This window comes from Janthinobacterium sp. UMAB-56 (genome assembly GCF_900095265.1).
GTDB lineage: Bacteria > Pseudomonadota > Gammaproteobacteria > Burkholderiales > Burkholderiaceae_D > Janthinobacterium.
Genome location: NZ_LT607670.1, coordinates 1 through 16927, shown reverse-complemented (window position 1 = coordinate 16927; position 16927 = coordinate 1). Strand labels below are relative to the sequence as shown.

12 protein-coding genes and 2 tRNA genes are annotated in these 16927 nt (G+C 63.2%); 8 read left to right on the top strand and 6 right to left on the bottom strand.

Annotation, left to right across the window (positions count from 1 at the left end; genetic code table 11):
- Positions 1-41 precede the first annotated feature (41 nt).
- Complete coding sequence (locus tag K0F85_RS24715) at positions 42-1844, top strand: M14 family metallopeptidase (protein ID WP_219118516.1); 1803 nt, start codon at positions 42-44, stop codon at positions 1842-1844.
- On the opposite strand, the gene K0F85_RS24710 is transcribed toward K0F85_RS24715, so the two are convergent.
- Positions 1826-2764 (bottom strand): AraC family transcriptional regulator, encoded by a 939-nt coding sequence (locus K0F85_RS24710; RefSeq protein ID WP_219118515.1) that lies wholly within the window; start codon positions 2762-2764, stop codon positions 1826-1828. The genes K0F85_RS24715 and K0F85_RS24710 overlap by 19 nt on opposite strands.
- Positions 2751-4190, bottom strand: coding sequence for an aldehyde dehydrogenase family protein (locus tag K0F85_RS24705; RefSeq protein WP_219118514.1), 1440 nt, complete (start codon positions 4188-4190; stop codon positions 2751-2753). The genes K0F85_RS24710 and K0F85_RS24705 overlap by 14 nt, the downstream gene beginning before the upstream one ends.
- 180 nt (positions 4191-4370) lie before the next feature.
- On the opposite strand from K0F85_RS24705, the gene kefC reads away from it, so the two are divergent.
- A complete protein-coding gene (gene kefC / locus K0F85_RS24700; RefSeq protein ID WP_219118513.1) occupies positions 4371-6188 on the top strand; it encodes a glutathione-regulated potassium-efflux system protein KefC in 1818 nt (605 codons plus the stop codon).
- An 8-nt stretch (positions 6189-6196) separates the two neighbouring features.
- Here kefC and pepF read toward each other — a convergent pair whose 3' ends face one another.
- The 4 genes from pepF to K0F85_RS24680 form a co-directional block, all read right to left on the bottom strand.
- Positions 6197-8080: an oligoendopeptidase F gene (gene pepF, locus K0F85_RS24695; protein ID WP_219118512.1), complete on the bottom strand. Its 1884-nt coding sequence runs from the start codon at positions 8078-8080 to the stop codon at positions 6197-6199.
- A gap of 166 nt (positions 8081-8246) precedes the next feature.
- On the bottom strand, positions 8247-9209 hold the full coding sequence (gene ttcA, locus K0F85_RS24690; RefSeq protein ID WP_219118511.1) for a tRNA 2-thiocytidine(32) synthetase TtcA: 963 nt from the start codon (positions 9207-9209) through the stop codon (positions 8247-8249).
- 5 nt (positions 9210-9214) lie between these two features.
- A complete protein-coding gene (locus K0F85_RS24685) occupies positions 9215-9613 on the bottom strand; it encodes a dihydroneopterin aldolase (protein WP_219118510.1) in 399 nt (132 codons plus the stop codon).
- A 53-nt stretch (positions 9614-9666) separates the two neighbouring features.
- Positions 9667-10452 (bottom strand): SDR family oxidoreductase, encoded by a 786-nt coding sequence (locus tag K0F85_RS24680; protein ID WP_219118509.1) that lies wholly within the window; start codon positions 10450-10452, stop codon positions 9667-9669.
- A gap of 99 nt (positions 10453-10551) precedes the next feature.
- Between K0F85_RS24680 and K0F85_RS24675 the strand changes: the two genes are divergently transcribed.
- The 6 genes from K0F85_RS24675 (at position 10552) to K0F85_RS24650 (ending at position 16822) form a co-directional block, all read left to right on the top strand.
- Positions 10552-11703, top strand: a complete 1152-nt coding sequence (locus tag K0F85_RS24675) for a class I SAM-dependent methyltransferase (protein WP_219118508.1) — start codon at positions 10552-10554, stop codon at positions 11701-11703.
- A gap of 149 nt (positions 11704-11852) precedes the next feature.
- Entirely contained in the window at positions 11853-12929 is a 1077-nt protein-coding gene (locus tag K0F85_RS24670) for a J domain-containing protein (RefSeq protein WP_219118507.1), read from the top strand.
- 63 nt (positions 12930-12992) lie between these two features.
- Positions 12993-14588 carry a DUF3369 domain-containing protein gene (locus tag K0F85_RS24665; protein ID WP_219118506.1) on the top strand — a complete coding sequence of 532 codons (1596 nt, stop codon included), beginning with the start codon at positions 12993-12995 and terminating at the stop codon, positions 14586-14588.
- A 133-nt stretch (positions 14589-14721) separates the two neighbouring features.
- The gene (locus tag K0F85_RS24660; protein WP_219118505.1) at positions 14722-16368 is read left to right on the top strand and encodes a tetratricopeptide repeat-containing response regulator; all 1647 of its coding nucleotides are present in this window, start codon (positions 14722-14724) and stop codon (positions 16366-16368) included.
- A gap of 233 nt (positions 16369-16601) precedes the next feature.
- Positions 16602-16686 (top strand) — tRNA-Tyr (locus tag K0F85_RS24655).
- A 62-nt stretch (positions 16687-16748) separates the two neighbouring features.
- Positions 16749-16822, top strand: a tRNA-Gly gene (locus K0F85_RS24650).
- Positions 16823-16927: the final 105 nt, after the last annotated feature.

Below are 16927 nucleotides of genomic sequence, written 5' to 3'. Positions count from 1 at the left end.
TCTATAATTGCCCGCTTGTCCCTCACGATGGAGCTAATCCGATGCGTCGCCATACCCTGCTGTTTGCCACCGTGTTTTCCCTGTTTGCCGTCAACGCGCATGCCGCGCGCGACATGCGGCAGTTTTCCCTGAAGACGGTGGCCGAGTACTCGGGTTTCCAGCAGACGGGCCGTTACGAGGAGGTGGAAGCCTTGTGCCAGCGCTTCCAGGACCACTATCCAAAACAGGTGCGCTGCCTTGAATTTGGCCGCACGCCGGAAAACCGCCCCATGCTGGCGCTGGCCGTTTCCAATACGGGTGCGCTGACGCCGGAGGCGGCCAAGCTGCGCAAGATACCGGTACTGCTGGTGCAAGGCGGCATCCATGCGGGTGAAATCGACGGCAAGGATGCGGGCTTCCTGGCGCTGCGCGAAGTATTGGAGGACCGGGCGGCGTCCGGCGCGCTGGACAAGCAGGTGGTGCTGTTCGTGCCCGTGTTTAATGTCGATGGCCATGAGCGCTTCGGCCAGTGGAACCGTCCGAACCAGCGTGGCCCTGTGGAAATGGGTTGGCGCAGCACGGCACAGAATTTCAATTTGAACCGCGACTACATGAAGGCCGACTCTCCCGAGATGCAGCACATGCTGGCGCTGGTCAATGCCTGGGATCCGCTGGCTTACGTGGACTTGCACGTGACGGACGGCGCCCAGTTCGAACCCGATATCTCGATCCAGGTCGAACCCGTGCATGCGGGCGATGCTGCCTTGCGCGTGGCGGGGACGGCACTGCGCGATAGCGTGCTGGCCGACCTGGCAAAGCAGGGTTCCGATCCGAAGCCGTTCTACATGTCATTTGCCGAAGAAGACAAGCCGCAGTCGGGTTTTGTCGATGCGACGCCGAACCCACGCTTTTCGCACGGTTATTTTTTGCTGCGTAACCGTTTCGGCGTGTTGGTGGAAACCCATTCGTGGAAAGACTACCCGACCCGCGTGCGCATCACCCGCAACACCATCGTCTCGCTGCTGGAGCAAGTGGCGCAACACGGCGCCGCATGGCGGCAGAGCGCGATGGAAGCAGACCAGCGCGCGCTGCAGCTGGCCGGCAGTGCGCTGCCTCTCAGCTACAAGACCACGGAGGCAAGCCGCATGATCGCGTTTCGCGGCTATGCCTATACGCGCACGCCGTCCGAGGTCTCGGGCGCCTTGATGACGCGCTATGACGAAAAGACGCCGCAAATCTGGAACGTGCCGCTACGCGACGAGATCGTGCCCGACCTGCTAGTGGCTGCGCCGAAGGCCGGCTACCTGGTGCCGCGCGCGCAGGCGGCCATGGTGGGCGCCAAGCTGCGCCAGCACGGCATCGCCTACCAGGAAATGCGCAGCATTTTCGCCCGGCAGAATGTGGAAGTCTTCCGCGCCACGCAAGTGAAGTTTGGCGCGCAGTCGTTCGAAGGACGCCAGACGCTGGCGGTACAGGGCGCATGGCAGAAGGAAGAGCGCCTGGTCGACGCGGGCGTGCTGTACGTGCCCGTCAACCAGCCGAAGGCACGCCTGGTGGTGGCCCTGCTCGAACCGCGCGCGCCCGATTCGCTGCTGGCCTGGGGCAGCTTCAACACGGCGTTCGAGCGCAAGGAATACATGGAAGCCTATGTGGCCGAGGATGTGGCGCGCGCGCAGCTGGCGGCCGATCCGGCGCTGGCGGCGCAGTTCCGGCAGAAGCTGGCCAGCGATCCCGCGTTTGCCAATAGCCCGGCTGCGCGCCTGGAATTCTTCGCCCGCCGCCACGCCTCGTGGGATGAGCGCTTGAACCTGTATCCGGTCATGCGCGTCGACGTGGCGCCGGCGGCCTACAAGGACGGTTCGTGATGCTTCAGGTATTCCATATCCTGTAGCGGCGGGGCGCCGAACAGGCGCCGGTATTCGCGGCTGAACTGCGATGGGCTTTCATAGCCGACCTGGAACGCCACGCTGGCCGCTTCGAGCTTGCCTGTCAGGAGCAGCTTGCGCGCTTCGAGCAAACGTATCTGTTTTTGATATTGCAGGGGACTCATTACGGCGAGCGCCTTGAAGCGGTGGTGCAGGCTCGATACGCTCATGCTGACCGACTTGGCCAGTTGGCCGATGTTCAAAGGTTGGTTGTAATGATGTTTGATCCATAGCATGGCTTCGCTGACGCCTTTCTCTTGCGCGTGCGCCGTGACGCTTTCGTACAGCGCCGCTCCGCCGCGTGCCGTCAGCAGCCGGTACAGGATTTCCTGCTTGAGCAAGGGGCCGAGCGCGGCCAGGTCGCGCGGCTTGTCCAGCATGCGCAGCAGCCGCAACAAGGCGTCCTGCACATGCGTATCGGCTTGCTCGACATAGGCGGCAGGCTGCTTGCGCCGGCTGTCCGGCACGGCCAGTTGCATGTCTATCACCAGCGCCGCCAGTTCGCGCGCATCGAGGGCGATGCGCAGGCCGAGGTAGGGCGTCTGCCGCGACGCCTGCGTCACCTGGCCGGAGACCGGCAAGTCGATCGCCGACACGACATAGCTGCCAGCGCCGTAACTGGTGATCTCCTTGCCAATCAGGATGGTCTTTGCACCCTGCAGCACCAGGCACATCGACGGCTCCAGCATGCCGCGATGGAGTTCCGTCGTCTGCGTGAAACGGATGAGGGATAGATAGGGCAGCGCCGTCGGCAGGTCACGCTGCTCCTGGGGCAGGCCCTGGAACAGCGCGAACGCTTCCTCGCGCAGCTGTGCCAGCGTGGCGCAAGTGTGGGGTACGGCAGGATCAAGGGCTTTCATGGCTGGTAGAGTAGCCCATCATCGCCTTCGGCTCAAGATATGCTTCGAGCCCATACGTGCCAAATTCGCGCCCGATGCCCGACTGCTTGAAGCCGCCAAAGGGCGCCAGCGGTTCGTCGTACAGGCCGTTGATGAACACGCGGCCGGCCACCAGTTGCGCCGCCACTCGGTTCGCGCGCGCCTGGTCGCGTGAGCTGACATACGCCTGCAAGCCATAGCGGGTGTCGTTGGCGATCGCGATGGCTTCTTCTTCGCTGTCGTAGGCGATGATGGACAGCACGGGGCCGAAGATTTCTTCCTGCGCGATGGCCATGTCGTTGCGCACGTTGACGAAAACGGTCGGCTTGACGAAATAACCGTTCTCCATTCCTGGCGGATGGCCGGTGCCGCCCGTCAGCAAGGTCGCGCCTTCCTGCGTGCCCAGGGCGATGTAGCGCTGTACCCGCGCATGCTGCGCAGCGTTGACCAGGGGCCCGATCTGCGTGCCGGCGTCGGCGGGGGCCCCCACTATCAGGGCGTCGACGGCCACTTTGATGCGCTGCTGGATTTCGTCCAGGCGGCTGGCCGGCACGATCAGGCGCGTGCCCGCCAGGCAGGCCTGGCCGCTGTTGAAGGTGAAGGCTGCCACGGCGGTGGGAATGGCGAGGTCCAGGTCCGCATCCTCCAACAGCACGTTCGGCGATTTGCCGCCCAGCTCGAGGGTCACGCGCTTCATGGTCTCGACGGCGCCGCGCGCGATTTGCTTGCCCACGGCGGTCGAGCCTGTAAACGAAATCTTGGCGATATCGCGATGCGCCGTGATGGCGGCACCGACCGTGTCGCCGCTGCCATTGACGATATTGAACAGGCCGGGCGCAATTTGCGCCGCGTGCAGGCATTCGGTGAGGATCTGCGTCTGGGCCGCGCTCAGTTCACTGGGTTTGATGACGGCCGTGCTGCCGGCGGCCAGCGCGGTGGCCAGCTTGCTGCAAATGAAACCGTAGCTGGAGTTCCACGGCGTGATGATGCCGACCACGCCCAGCGGCTCGAGCACGACCCGGGCCGAACCTGCCGTGCGCACGAAGTCGAAGGTTTCCAGCAGTTGCATGGTGTGCAGAAAACTGTTCGCCGCGCGCTGTACGCTGGCGCGGCAAAACGGCAGGGTACCGCCATATTCCTCCACCATCACCTGCACCAGCTCTTCGCTTCGGGCGGCCACGGCGTCGTGCATACGCTGCAGGATGGCCATGCGTTCCTGCTTGCTGGTGCGCGAATATGCAGGGTAGGCCGCCTTGGCGGCGGCGACGGCGGCATGGACGTCGGTTTCATCGCCGAGTACCACGCTGGCGCGTGGCTGTCCGGTGGTGGGATTGATCAATTCCTGCACTTGCGTGCCATGCGGCGTGACGAATTGGCCGTTGATATAGATGTGATGGATGTTCTGCATGGTTGCTCCGCTTCAGGTGAATAAGGTCAGCTCAGTCAATTCAGGACTCCATCTTGCTCCCGGCGGTGCGCCAGGCGGTAGACCAATGCTGTGCGAAGATTGCCTGATTCTGCAAATTCTGTCGCCCGCAGCCACTTCAGGCATGATGTCGTTTCATCCACACCTTTGTCCGGAATCCGCATGGAACACCACAGCTTTCTCATCAACATACTGTTTTACCTGGTGGCCGCCATCATCATGGTGCCGCTGGCCAAGCGCCTGGGCATGGGCGCCGTGCTGGGTTACCTGGTGGCCGGCGTCGTCATCGGTCCCTGGGGGCTGGGCCTGATCAAGAATGTCGAGGTGATCCTCAGCTTTTCCGAATTCGGCGTGGTGCTGTTGCTGTTCCTGATCGGCCTGGAGCTTGAACCAAAACGATTGTGGCTGCTGCGCCGCCCCATTTTTGGCTGGGGCGGGGCGCAGGTAGGCGTCGTCAGCGCGGGACTGTGCGCCGTGGCCATGGCCTGTGGCGTGGACTGGCGCACGGCGCTGGTGGGCGCGCTGGGGCTATCGCTGTCGTCGACGGCCATCGTGCTGGCCACCCTGGGCGAACGCAAGCTGATGAGCACGCCGGCCGGCTCCGCCGGCTTTTCCATCCTGCTGTTCCAGGATATAGCCGCCATTCCCATGATCGCGCTGGTTCCGCTCCTGGGCGGGCTGGTCACGCACAGCGGCGAGCCGGGCTGGCTGCGCGTGGCCAAGCTGGCCGCCGTGCTGGCGGCGCTGGTGATCGGCGGGCGCTTCCTCGTCAACCCCATCCTGCGTTTCATCGCCAAAACAGACTTGCGTGAAATTTTCACGGCCTTTGCCCTGCTGCTGGTGATCGCCATCTGCGTGCTGATGGATTCGGTGGGCCTGTCGATGGCGCTGGGGACCTTCATGGCGGGCGTGCTGCTGGCCGATTCCGAATACCGGCATGAATTGATCAGCGACCTGGAGCCGTTCAAGGGGCTGCTGCTGGGACTGTTCTTCATCGCCGTCGGCATGTCTGTCGATTTCGGCGTGCTGCGCGCCCAGCCCCTGTTGATCCTGGCGCTGGTGGCGGGCCTGCTGGCGGTGAAGATCGCCTTGCTGTACCTGCTGTCGAAGTTTTTTGATATTCCACGCGGCCAGCAGCTGTTCTTTGCGCTGCTGCTGTCGCAAGGGGGCGAATTCGCCTTCGTCGTGTTTGCCGCAGCTGCGGCCGCGCACGTGTTTTCGCCGCAGACGGCCGCGCTGCTGGTCGTGGTGGTGACCCTGTCGATGGTGGCCACGCCCTTGCTGCTGCTGGCGCACGATAAATTTGTCGCGCCGCGCCTGCAAGGCGAGAAGAAGCGCCGCCCCGACGACCATATCGAGGCGCAGGACAATCCCATCGTCATCGCCGGTTTTGGCCGCTTCGGCCAGATCATCGGCCGCCTGCTGGCGGCCAACAAGATCGGCGTGACGGTGCTAGACCACGATCCGGACCAGATCGAGTTGCTGCGCAAGTTCGGTTTCAAGGTGTTTTATGGCGACGCCACGCGCGTGGACCTGCTGGTGGCGGCCGGCATCGAAAAGGCCAGGGCGCTGGTGATCGCCATCGACAACGTGGACGACAGCCTGGCCCTGGTCGACGCCGTGCGACTGCGCCTGCCCGAACTGACGATTCTGGCGCGCGCGCGCAACGTCACGCATTACTATGAATTGATGAAGCGCGGCGTGACCTTGATCGAGCGCGAGACGTTTGCCGCAGCGCTGCAGCTGGGCGAACAGACCTTGCAGCAGGTGGGGTTCAGCGCGGAGCGGGCGCAGCGCGCTGCCGGTATCTTTGGCCGGCATAACCTCAAAACCTTGCTGGAAGTGGCGCCACACTTCCAGGACCAGCAAAAAGTCATGTCCCTCACGCGCCAGGCGCGCGAGGAGCTGGAAGACATGTTCGAGAGCGATGCGGCGGCGTTTGCGGCGGCGGAAACACCGGGATCAGACCCCCGGGTCTGATCCCGGCATTACTTGCCCCGGCGGCTTTCAATCGCCTCGATCTGGTCCATGATGCCATTCATGCGCGCCGCCAGCGCCTGGTACGGTTTCGGCGAGGCCAGGTCGACGCCTGCCGCCTTCACGAGATCATAGGGGTAGGCCGAGCCGCCCGCGCCGAGCATTTTCAGGTAGGCGGCCAGCGCGCCCGGTTCCTTGTCGAGGATGCGTTGCGCGAAATCCTGCGCCGCCGCGATCGAGGTGGCGTACTGGAACACATAGAAGCCGTGATAAAAATGCGGCACGTAAGCCCATTCCAGCGCGTAGGCGGGGTCGATGCTCATGACGCCTTGCGCCTCGCCGTGGTAGCGCTTGAGGATGCCGGCATAGATGGCCGTCATCTCTTCGCCCGTCAGCGATTCCCCCTTATCCACCTTGCCGTGGATGGCCGCTTCGAATTCGGCGAACATGGCCTGGCGGAAGTAGGTGCCGCGCAGGTTTTCCAGCGCTGCGCCCAGGTACAGCAGGCGCTCGTCGTCATCCTTGGCCTGCTTCAGGCGCGCATCGAGCAGCAGCGCCTCGTTCGTCGTCGAGGCGATTTCCGCGACAAAGATGCTGTAGGGCGCGTAGATCGATGGCTGCGCCTTGTTGGCCAGCACCGAGTGCATGGCGTGGCCCCATTCGTGCGCCAGGGTGCTGACGGCTTCGTAATTGTCCGTGTAGTTGAGCAGCACGAAGGGATGCACGTCGTACGCCTCGCCATTCATGTAGGCGCCCGCCACCTTGCGTGGACGCGGGTACACATCCATCCAGCGCGCCTCCACGGCCGACGTGAGCGCCTTGACGTAGTCGGGGCCCAGCGGCGCGACGGAATCGAGCATCATTTGCTTGCCCTCGGCCAGCGGGAAGCTGCGGTCGCTTTTCAGCAGCGGCGCATAGATGTCGTAGTAGGCCAGGTCCTTGATGCCCAGCATGCGCGCGCGCAGCTTGAAGTAGCGGTGCAAGGTGGGCAGGTTGGCATTGGTTTGCGCAATCAGGGTCTGGTAGACGGCCGGCGGCAAATTGTCGGCGTCGAGCGCCGCACTTTGCGAGTTGGCATAGTGGCGCACCTTGGCATACGCGGCATCCGTTTTCAGCTGGCCGTACAGGGTTTCGCCGAACGTGCGCTCATACTCTTTCCATTTGCCGAAGAAGGCGTCGAACACCAGCTTGCGGTCGGCGCGCTTGTCGTCGCCCCGGTATTTGGTATACGCCGCCTGGTCGAGGCGCACTTGCGTGCCGTCCGACAGTGTGACGCTGGGCCAGGGGATTTCCGCATTGGCCAGGGTGCGGTAGATGCTGGCGGCCGAACCCGTGGCCAGGCCGAACTGCGCCACCAGCTGTTCGCCGGCCGCGTCCAGCGTATGCGGCGCGCTGCGCAGCATGTTGCTCAATTGAAAGCGATACAGTTGTAAGCCCTGGTCTTTCGCCAGCATGGCATCGATGCGCTTGCTGCCCAGGGCGAGGATTTCCGGCTGCAGGAAGGTGCTTGCCTGGCTGAAATCGTTGCCGAGCAGGGCGGCGCGCTGGTTCAACTGGTTACCCTTGCTGTCGCCCGTATCCTGGTCGTAATACTGCGCCGCATAGGTGGTGAGCGTGTTGACGCGCTTGCGTGCATCGGCGACCAGGTCCAGGCAGCTTTTCAGGCGGGCTGGCGAGGCTTTCAGCTGCCCCTTGCAGGCACCCAGTTGCAGCAGCTGGGCTGACAGCTTTTTCGCGTCGGCGTCGAACGCGGCATCGTTTTGATACAGCGCCGTCAAATCCCAGCGGTCGGCCTGGCGGTCGGTGGGTGCAGGTGCTGGTGCGGCGTAGGCGCTGGAGAGGCTGAGGGCCAGCAGGGAGAACAGCAGGGGGCGCTTGAGCGCGGATGGCGTCATGGTTCATTCCAGTGAGGTTGTCGGAAGAATGCGTGCTGACCGCCGGGCAGGGATGCGCGCGTGGCACACCGCGTACCGGCAGAGCTGACTACGGTACATCAAATGGATGCGGGGGGAAAGAGGCAGGATGCCGCCACCTGGGCGGTGGCGGCGAAACAACAGGAGCTTACAATGGTTGCAGCGGGATCGTGCCGAATGTGGTCGGCGTCGAGCACGGCTCTTCATCGAAGGCGATGTCGCCCATGGGGCTGGCCACGCCGTCCGCCTTCAAGTCTTTGAAGCCGAACAGTTTCGGGTCCATCAAATGCGATGGCGCCACGTTCGACAGGGCCGAGAAGATGCTTTCCACGCGACCGGGGAATTTCTTGTCCCATTCGCGCATCAGTCCCTTGATCTGCTTGCGCTGCAGGTTTTCCTGCGAACCGCACAGGTCGCACGGGATGATGGGGAAGCCCTTGACTTCCGCATAGCGCTGCGTGTCTTCTTCTTTGACATACGCCATCGGACGGATGACGATGTGCTTGCCGTCGTCCGATTGCAGCTTGGCCGGCATGCCTTTCAGTTTTCCGCCGAAGAACATATTCAGGAAGAACGTTTCCAGGATGTCGTCGCGATGGTGGCCCAGGGCGATCTTGTTGGCGCCCAGCTCGTCGGCCACGCGGTACAGGATGCCGCGGCGCAGGCGCGAGCACAGCGAGCAAGTCGTCTTGCCTTCCGGGATCAGGCGCTTGACGATGCTGTAGGTATCCTGGTTTTCGATGTGGAAGGCCACGCCCAGTTCCGTCAGGTAGGCGGGCAGGATTTCCGGCGGGAAGTTCGGCTGTTTCTGGTCCAGGTTGACGGCAACGATATCAAAATGGATGGGCGCGCGCTCGCGCAAGGTCATCAGGATGTCCAGCAGCGCGTAGCTATCCTTGCCGCCGGACAGGCACACCATCACCTTGTCGCCGTCTTCGATCATATTAAAATCGCCGATGGCCTGGCCCACCAGGCGGCACAGGCGCTTGTGCAGCTTGTTGTTTTCCAGGGCAATCTTTTCCGCCTTCTTGCGCGCCAGTTTCTGCGCTTCCACGTTGGCCGGGAATTCCACGGCCGTCGTCGCCGGTTCCATCACTGCGGTATCGTTCATGTTGCTCATGCTTCATCCTTGATCTTGAATACTTCCACGCCCACGCCTTCGCAGTCGGGATACACGTCCGGCTTCATCGACGAGACGCGCGCGGCGCGCACGCGCGGGTGCGCCAGCATGGCGGCGAGCACGTCGTCGACCAGGCTTTCCTGTAGCTGCACGTGGCCTTTGGCCATGCGCCTGGCGATGGTTTCGCGCATGAAGTCGTAGTCGACCACTTCTTCCAGCTGGTCCTCCTTCGGCGTCGACAGGGACAGGGGAATGTACAGGTCGACGTTGATGAGGACGCGCTGCTCGCCCTTTTTCTCGAAGTCGTAGACGCCGATGTTGATGAGGACTTCGTAATTGCGCAGGAACAGGCGGCGGCAATCGGCCAGGCGAGGGTGGAACAGGGCGGACGACATAGTTTTACCTTTTAGGGGATGCTGGAATGCTGGTTGTTTGGTATGGCTGCTGATTATTTGGTCAAAAACATGACGTCGCGCGGCAAACCGATCAAATGCTGGCCGCCATCGACCAGCAGGGTCGTGCCCGTCAGCGCGCGCGCGCCGGCCACGTAACAGACGCTGTCGGCCACATCCTCGGGTGTGCTGGAGCGGCCTAGCGGCGTGTTTTCATGCGCCTTGGCAAAGTTCGCTTCCGTCTGCTCGCCGGAGACCATGGTGATGCCGGGGGCGATGCCCACCACGCGCACTTTCGGCGCCAGCGCCTGGGCCAGCATGGTGGTCGCCGACAGCAGCGCCGCCTTGGACAGGGTGTACGACAAAAAATCAGGATTGAGATTGTACAGTTTTTGGTCCAGCAAGTTGATGACCACGGCTTGCCCGCCTGCCGGGGTGGCCTGGTACAGCGCTTGCGCCAGCAGGATGGGGGCGGCCAGGTTGGCGTGCATGTGGGCGTCGAGCGCGGCGACGGAAAAATCGCCCGCATTGTCGTATTCAAACAACGATGCGTTGTTGACCACACAAGTAAGCGGTCCCAGCGCCGCCTGCGCCTGCGGCAAGAGCTGGCGCACGGCCTCTTCCTGCGCCAGGTCGCAATGGAACGCTTGCGCACGGCGCCCCAGCGCGGCGATTTCCGCCACCAGGCTGAGCGCTTCTTCGCGCGAGTCGCGGTAATGGACGGCGATATCCCAGCCGTCGCGCGCCAGGCCCAGCGCGATGGCGCGGCCGATGCGCCGCGCCGCGCCCGTGACGAGGGCGACCCGGGGAGTGCTGTGTGGCAATGTCGATGCTGGAGTCATGTCTTTATTTACTGTGCTTGTGTGTGAAGTGCGCCTGGCCGCCATGGCCTTCCTGGCCGACACTGGCGTCGTGGCCCGCCGATTCGCTACAATGCGGGTATGTCTCTTCCCGCACCCGATAGCGACGCGCTGGCCGCGTCCCATGCCTTGCAGCACCAGATTGCCGCCGAAATCGCGCGCAATGATGGCGCCATTCCCTTTGTCCGCTTCATGGAGCTGGCGCTGTATGCGCCTGACCTCGGCTATTACAGCGGCGGCGCCGCCAAGCTGGGCAAGGATGGCGATTTTACAACCGCACCGGAGATTTCACCCCTGTTCGGCGCCACTCTGGCCCAAGTGGCAGCCGCTATTATGGCGCAAACGGCTCCGCGCATCCTCGAATTCGGCGCCGGCACGGGCAAGCTGGCATTTGATATCCTGACGGAAGCGGCCAGCGCCGGCATCCCTGTCGAACAGTATGCGATCGTCGAATTGTCCGGCGAATTGCGTGCGCGCCAGGAGCTGGCCCTGGCCGCCTTCCCGCAAGTGGTCTGGCTCGACGGCTTCCCCGACAGTTTCGAGGGCGCCGTGTTCGGCAATGAAGTGCTGGACGCCATGCCCGTCAACCTGATCAGCAAGACGCCCGCCGGCTGGTGCGAGCTCGATGTCAGCATTGCCGACGGCCAGTTCGTCTTTGTCGAACGCCCGGCCGGTGCCGACGTGGCCGCGCAGATCAGCGCCCAGGTGCCGGACGCCGAAGCCTTGCCGGTCGGCTATGTCAGCGAGATCCACGGCGTGGCCTGCGGCTTCATGCGCTCGCTGGCGCGCATGCTGACCAATGGCAAGGGCGGCGCGGCCGTGCTGTTCGATTATGGTTTCCCTGCGCATGAGTATTACCTGGACTTGCGCGCCACGGGCACCCTGATGTGCCATTACCGCCATCATGCCCACGCGGAGCCGTTTTATCTGCCCGGCTTGCAAGACATCACGGCCCACGTCGACTTCACGGCCATGGCGGTGGCGGCGCAGGATGCGGGTCTCGATGTGCTCGCGTACATGAACCAGGCGTCCTTCCTGCTGGGCGCCGGCATCGGCGACCTGCTGCTGCGCACCGATCCGGAACACGTCAAGACTTACCTGCCGCAAGCCAGCGCCGTGCAAAAGCTGGTCTCGCCGGCCGAGATGGGGGAATTGTTCAAGGTACTGGCGGTAGGGCACCGCGTGGTGTTGCCGGAAGCCCTGTTGTCGGCTGACCGCAGTCACCGTTTGTAAGCGCGTGCAATATCAAGGCAGGGCAGTGTCGCCCTGCAATTTCCTGTCCACCGGTGGTTATTGTCTTGTCATATCGTTTATGATGACCGACACAGCACGGTTCCATCCTGCAAGAACCCGTCGCCGCGCACCGATTTCAAGATAGAACGATGGGAAAGATACATACACACTATGACAACCTGAAAGTGGCGCGCCTGGCGCCGCAGGAAGTCATACGTGCCGCGTACAAAGCCCTCAGCCAGAAATACCACCCGGACAAGAATCCCGGCGATGAAAAGGCCGCCCGCATCATGGCGATCCTCAACAGCGCCTATGGCACCTTGTCCGATCCGCAACGCCGCAGGGAACACGACGAGTGGATCGCTGCCGAGGAGTGGGAAATCGAATGGCTGGAAAGCACCCACCAGGAAGAAGGCAGGAGCCGCGATGGCCGCGCGAAAGGTCATGCCCAGTCGCATGAGCACACATGGGCGCAGGATGTGCCGCCACCAAAGGGCAAGCCGCGGCGCGGCTTGCAACCCATCTGGCGCAACTGGCGCTGGTGGTTGAGTTTACTTGTCTGCCTGCTGCTGGGCTGGCTGGGTGCCTTGCTGATGCTCGACACGTCCCAGCCCGTGCCTGCCGCGCTGGCATCGGCCTGGAGCGGCCTGGCCCGCGATGGCGAGAAGTCAGTAGCGCAGACGGCCGCGCCACCGCCATCGAAAGGCGAGGTCGTGGCCGTCGACAGCTGGGCGGTGGGCAAGCCATATGCACCGGAACCGCAGCAAGCGAAGACGCCCGAGATCCGCGTGCTGGCCGTTTCCCAGCTGAACCTGAAAGCCAGCCCGCTTGCCTGCGATGGCGTGGGCCAGTCCGCAGCGCTGGTGGCGCCGAATGGCGAACCGTGGCCGGCGCAGTCCGGCTATGTCGATGGCTTCCCGATCAGTAACAAGGGCGATGAACTGGCGTTGACCATCGATAACAGCAGCAACGCGGCGCCCGTGTTCGTCAAACTGTACGACCAGGAGCGGCGCTCGAACGTGCGCTACCTGTACATCCTGGCCAATGACAAGCTGACGGTGGAGCAGCTCAGCGCGGGCAAGTATGAAGTGCGCTACCAGGCCGTCGGGCCAGGCCAGGACAATTGTGGCGGTAGCACGCACGGCGCTGCCTCGGCATCGGCGTCAGCATCGGCATCGTCCGCCGGCGAAGGCGATACGCAGAATCCTGTTGTAAGCAGCATCTAATCTGATTATGCTTGATATGCGTCAACGCAGCGTCCACATCGAACTTATCCATTAGGAGTATTCATGACCGACCTCAAAGCCGATGCAGATGAGAACTGGCTGCTCGACGAAGATGAGCCGGTGGCCAGTCCTGCCGGGCTGGCCGCGCCCGACCAGCGCCTGTGGCGTGTCCTGATCGTCGATGATGACGTCGATGTGCATGCGGTCACGCGGCTGGCGCTGCGCAATGTCAGCTTCAAGGGGCGCGAGCTGGAACTGTTTTCCGCCTACAGCGGCCGCGAAGCGTATGACATCTTGCGCGACACGCCCGATATCGCCCTGGTGCTGCTCGACGTGGTGATGGAAACGGATGACGCGGGCCTGATCCTCGCCAGGCGCATCCGCGCCGACCTGAACAACTCCATCGTGCGCGTCGTGCTGCGCACGGGCCAGCCGGGCCAGGCGCCCGAACAGCGCGTCATCATCGAATACGACATCAACGATTACAAGGCCAAGACGGAACTGACGACGCAAAAGCTGTTTACCACCGTCATTTCGGCCCTGCGCGCCTACGAGAGCCTGATGATGCTCGAGCGCAGCCGCATCGGCCTGGGCAAGATCCTGGCCGGCGCCACCAATCTGTACCAGATCCATTCCCTGCGCGAATTCGCTTCCGGCGTGCTCAACCAGGTCAGCGCCATCCTCGACGTGGGTGCAGATGGCGTGCTGTGCCTGATGCAGGGCGGTGGCGGCCACCCCGAAGTGGTGGCCGCCACGGGCACGTATGCCATGCTGGCCGAGGCCGAAGCCCTGCCGGCCGACCATGCCCTGACGGCTACCATCGCCAAGGCGTTTGCGGAAAAGCGCAGCCAGTTCGAGCATCCGGCCAATGTGCTGTTCATCCATACGGAAGGCAACCGCGAGCTGGCCATCTCCGTCACGCCGCCGTGGCCGCTGGCGCAGATCCAGCGCGATTTGCTGGAAGTGTTTTGCCAGCGCATCGCCGCCGCCTTCGACAACCTGTATATGTTCGGCCAGCTGCGCAAGGCGCAGGAAGCGACCGTGGTGGCGCTGGCCGACCTGGCCGAGTTCCGCGACAGCGACACGGGCGGCCACGTGCGCCGGGTGCAGCTCTTGTCCGACGCCATCGCCCGGCGCATGCAGCAACGCGGCGTGTATGCCGACGAACTCACGCCGCAACTGCTCGACATGATAGGCCTGGCCAGCATCTTGCACGACGTGGGCAAGGTGGCCACGCCGGACGCCGTGCTGCTCAAACCGGGCAAGCATACGGACGCGGAGCGGGCACAGATGCAGCTGCATGCCGGCGTCGGGCGAACCATCCTCGAGCGGGCCGCCAACATGGTCGACGGCGTCAGCTACCTGACGTATGGCGCGCAGATCGCGGGCGGCCACCACGAGCATTTCGATGGCGCCGGTTATCCGAATGGCCTGAAGGGGCGCGACATTCCCGTGGCCGCGCGCATCGTTGCCGTGGTCGACGTCTTCGATGCCTTGCTGCACGAGCGGCCCTACAAGGAACCGTGGCCGTATCCGCAAGTGCGCGAATATATCGAGCAGCGCAGCGGCAGCCAGTTCGATCCGGAGGTGGTGGCGGCGCTGCTGGACTTGATCGACCACGAGCCGGAACTGTGGCATCCGGAGCGCGCCGTCGCTTGAGTAGCAACGCCGTCGGCATTTTTCGGCCCGTCGCCATTCCCTTGCGCGCGGCGCCGTCATATACTCGGCAGCCTCAGGCTGGCTGGCGCCACGCACCAGTGTGGCGCGCCGCAGAGGTTTCGGACATCACGACATGAAAGAACTCAAGGGCCTTAGCGCACTGATCATCGAGCCGCATCCGGGCATGCGCGCCAGCCTGCACAATATGCTCAACCTGTGCGGCCTGGCGAAGATCGATGACGCGGCCAGCTCGGGCCAGGCGATCCGCATGCTGGGCAGCAAAGCGTATGATTTGATCCTGTGCGAATACGATCTCGATGGCGGCCAGGATGGCCAGCAGATGCTGGAAGACTTGCGTCACCACAAATTGATGCACGCGTCGACCATGTTCTTCATGGTCACGGGCGAAGGCAGCTTCGCCAAGGTGGTCAGCGCCGTCGAACTGTTGCCCACCGATTACATCCTCAAGCCGTTTACCGCAGACAACATGCTCGAGCGCATCGGTCGCGCGCTGGACAAGCGCAATGCCTTCGTGCCCGTGTACGAACTGATCGACGTGGGTAATGAGCGCGCGGCGATTGCTGCCTGTGCCGAGGGCGCCAGCCTGTATCCCCGTTACGCCACGGATTTCCTGCGCCTGCGCGCGGAATTGCATTTGCTGCTGGGCGAGGCGGCCGACGCCGAGCCGATCTACGCAGCCCTGTATGACGCCAAGGCCATCGGTTGGGCGCGCCTGGGACAGGCGAAGACACAGTTCCTGCTGGGCGAGTACGCCGCGGCGCAGGGCACGCTGGAAGGGTTGCTGGAAAATAACAAGCGTTTTCTCGACGCGTATGACTGGCTGGCGCGCACGCACCTGGCGCAAGGCAAGCCTGAGCTGGCGCAATCGGCCTTGAGCGAAGCGGTGGCCCTGTCGCCGCACGCCGTGCGCCGCTTGCGCCGCCTGGGCGAGGCGGCCCTGGCGGCCGACGATATCGGGATGGCGGAAAAGGCCTTGAAACTGGTGGTCAGCAAGGCCAAGTATTCGGAATTCCGCGATCCGGAAGACCATGTGCGCCTGGTGCAGACCCTGGTGCGCAAGGACGATCCCTTGCAGGTAGGCGCCGTAATCCGCGACCTCGACAAGTCGATGGGTGGGCAAAAGAATACGGAACTGTGCAGCGCCCTGTGCAGCGCCATGCTGCATGCGCATACGGGTAACGAGGAGCGGCTGCAGCAATCGCTGGACGCGGCCCTGGCCGCCAACCGCCACAGCGTGGGCGGCTCGACCATGCTGAAAACCGAACTGGCACGCCACTGCCTGGCCCACGGGCGCGAGGATGGTGCTGCCGAGGTGATGCGTGAAGTCATGCGCAATGCGCCCGATAGCGCGGCCATGACGCGCGCCATGGCCGTCTTCGAGCAGGCGGGGCGCGAAGAACTGGCCAAGGCGCTGGCGCGGCAAAGCCGCCAGGAAGTGGCCGACATGGTGGCGGCCGGTGCGGCCAGGGCGGGCGAGGGCGATTTCCGCGGCGCCGTCGATCTGATGGGTGAGGCCGTCACGCGCCTGCCCGACAATCCGCAAGTGGTCTTCAATGCGGCCGTGGCCGTGCTGAAATGCCTGGAACACGAAGGCTGGGATGAACGCATGGGGCAGCAAGCCCTGACGTTTATTGCCGGCGTGCGCCGCCTGGACCCGCGCAACCCCAAATTGCCCGTGCTGTCGGGCCTGCATCAGCAACTATTGCGTAAATATAAGCCCTTGGGCAACTCCTGGATGCACCCGCCTGACGCCCGGTAAGCAGGGGAAATGCAGGGCGAATGACGGGAAAATGCGGCTTGTGGGCAGGGGGGATAAAAAAAATGCGAAAAAAGACGACTTTTTCGCGCCAACCCTTGCACATTCTCAAATCGGGAGCTTATAATCACGCCCCGAAGCAGCCAACTTCTTCTTTATACGCAAATGCAGCAGTCAGGCATCAGTAAATAAGGTTGACAGTTGTGAGTAGATGCTTCATACTCTGCGGTTCCCGCGGAGGGGTGGCCGAGTGGTTAAAGGCGACAGACTGTAAATCTGTTCTCTATGAGTACGCTGGTTCGAATCCAGCCCCCTCCACCAAGTTTTTGCAAGGAAAACTGGGTAGTAGCAAAAGTAAGTGAAGATAAAGTGAACGATACCTCGCGGGTGTAGCTCAATGGTAGAGCAGAAGCCTTCCAAGCTTACGACGAGGGTTCGATTCCCTTCACCCGCTCCAGTTTCCGTTCAGATGCTTGATGCATCGCATGCAACAAATTACAGCCCTTGTAGCTCAGTGGTAGAGCACTCCCTTGGTAAGGGAGAGGCCACGTGTTCGATCCAC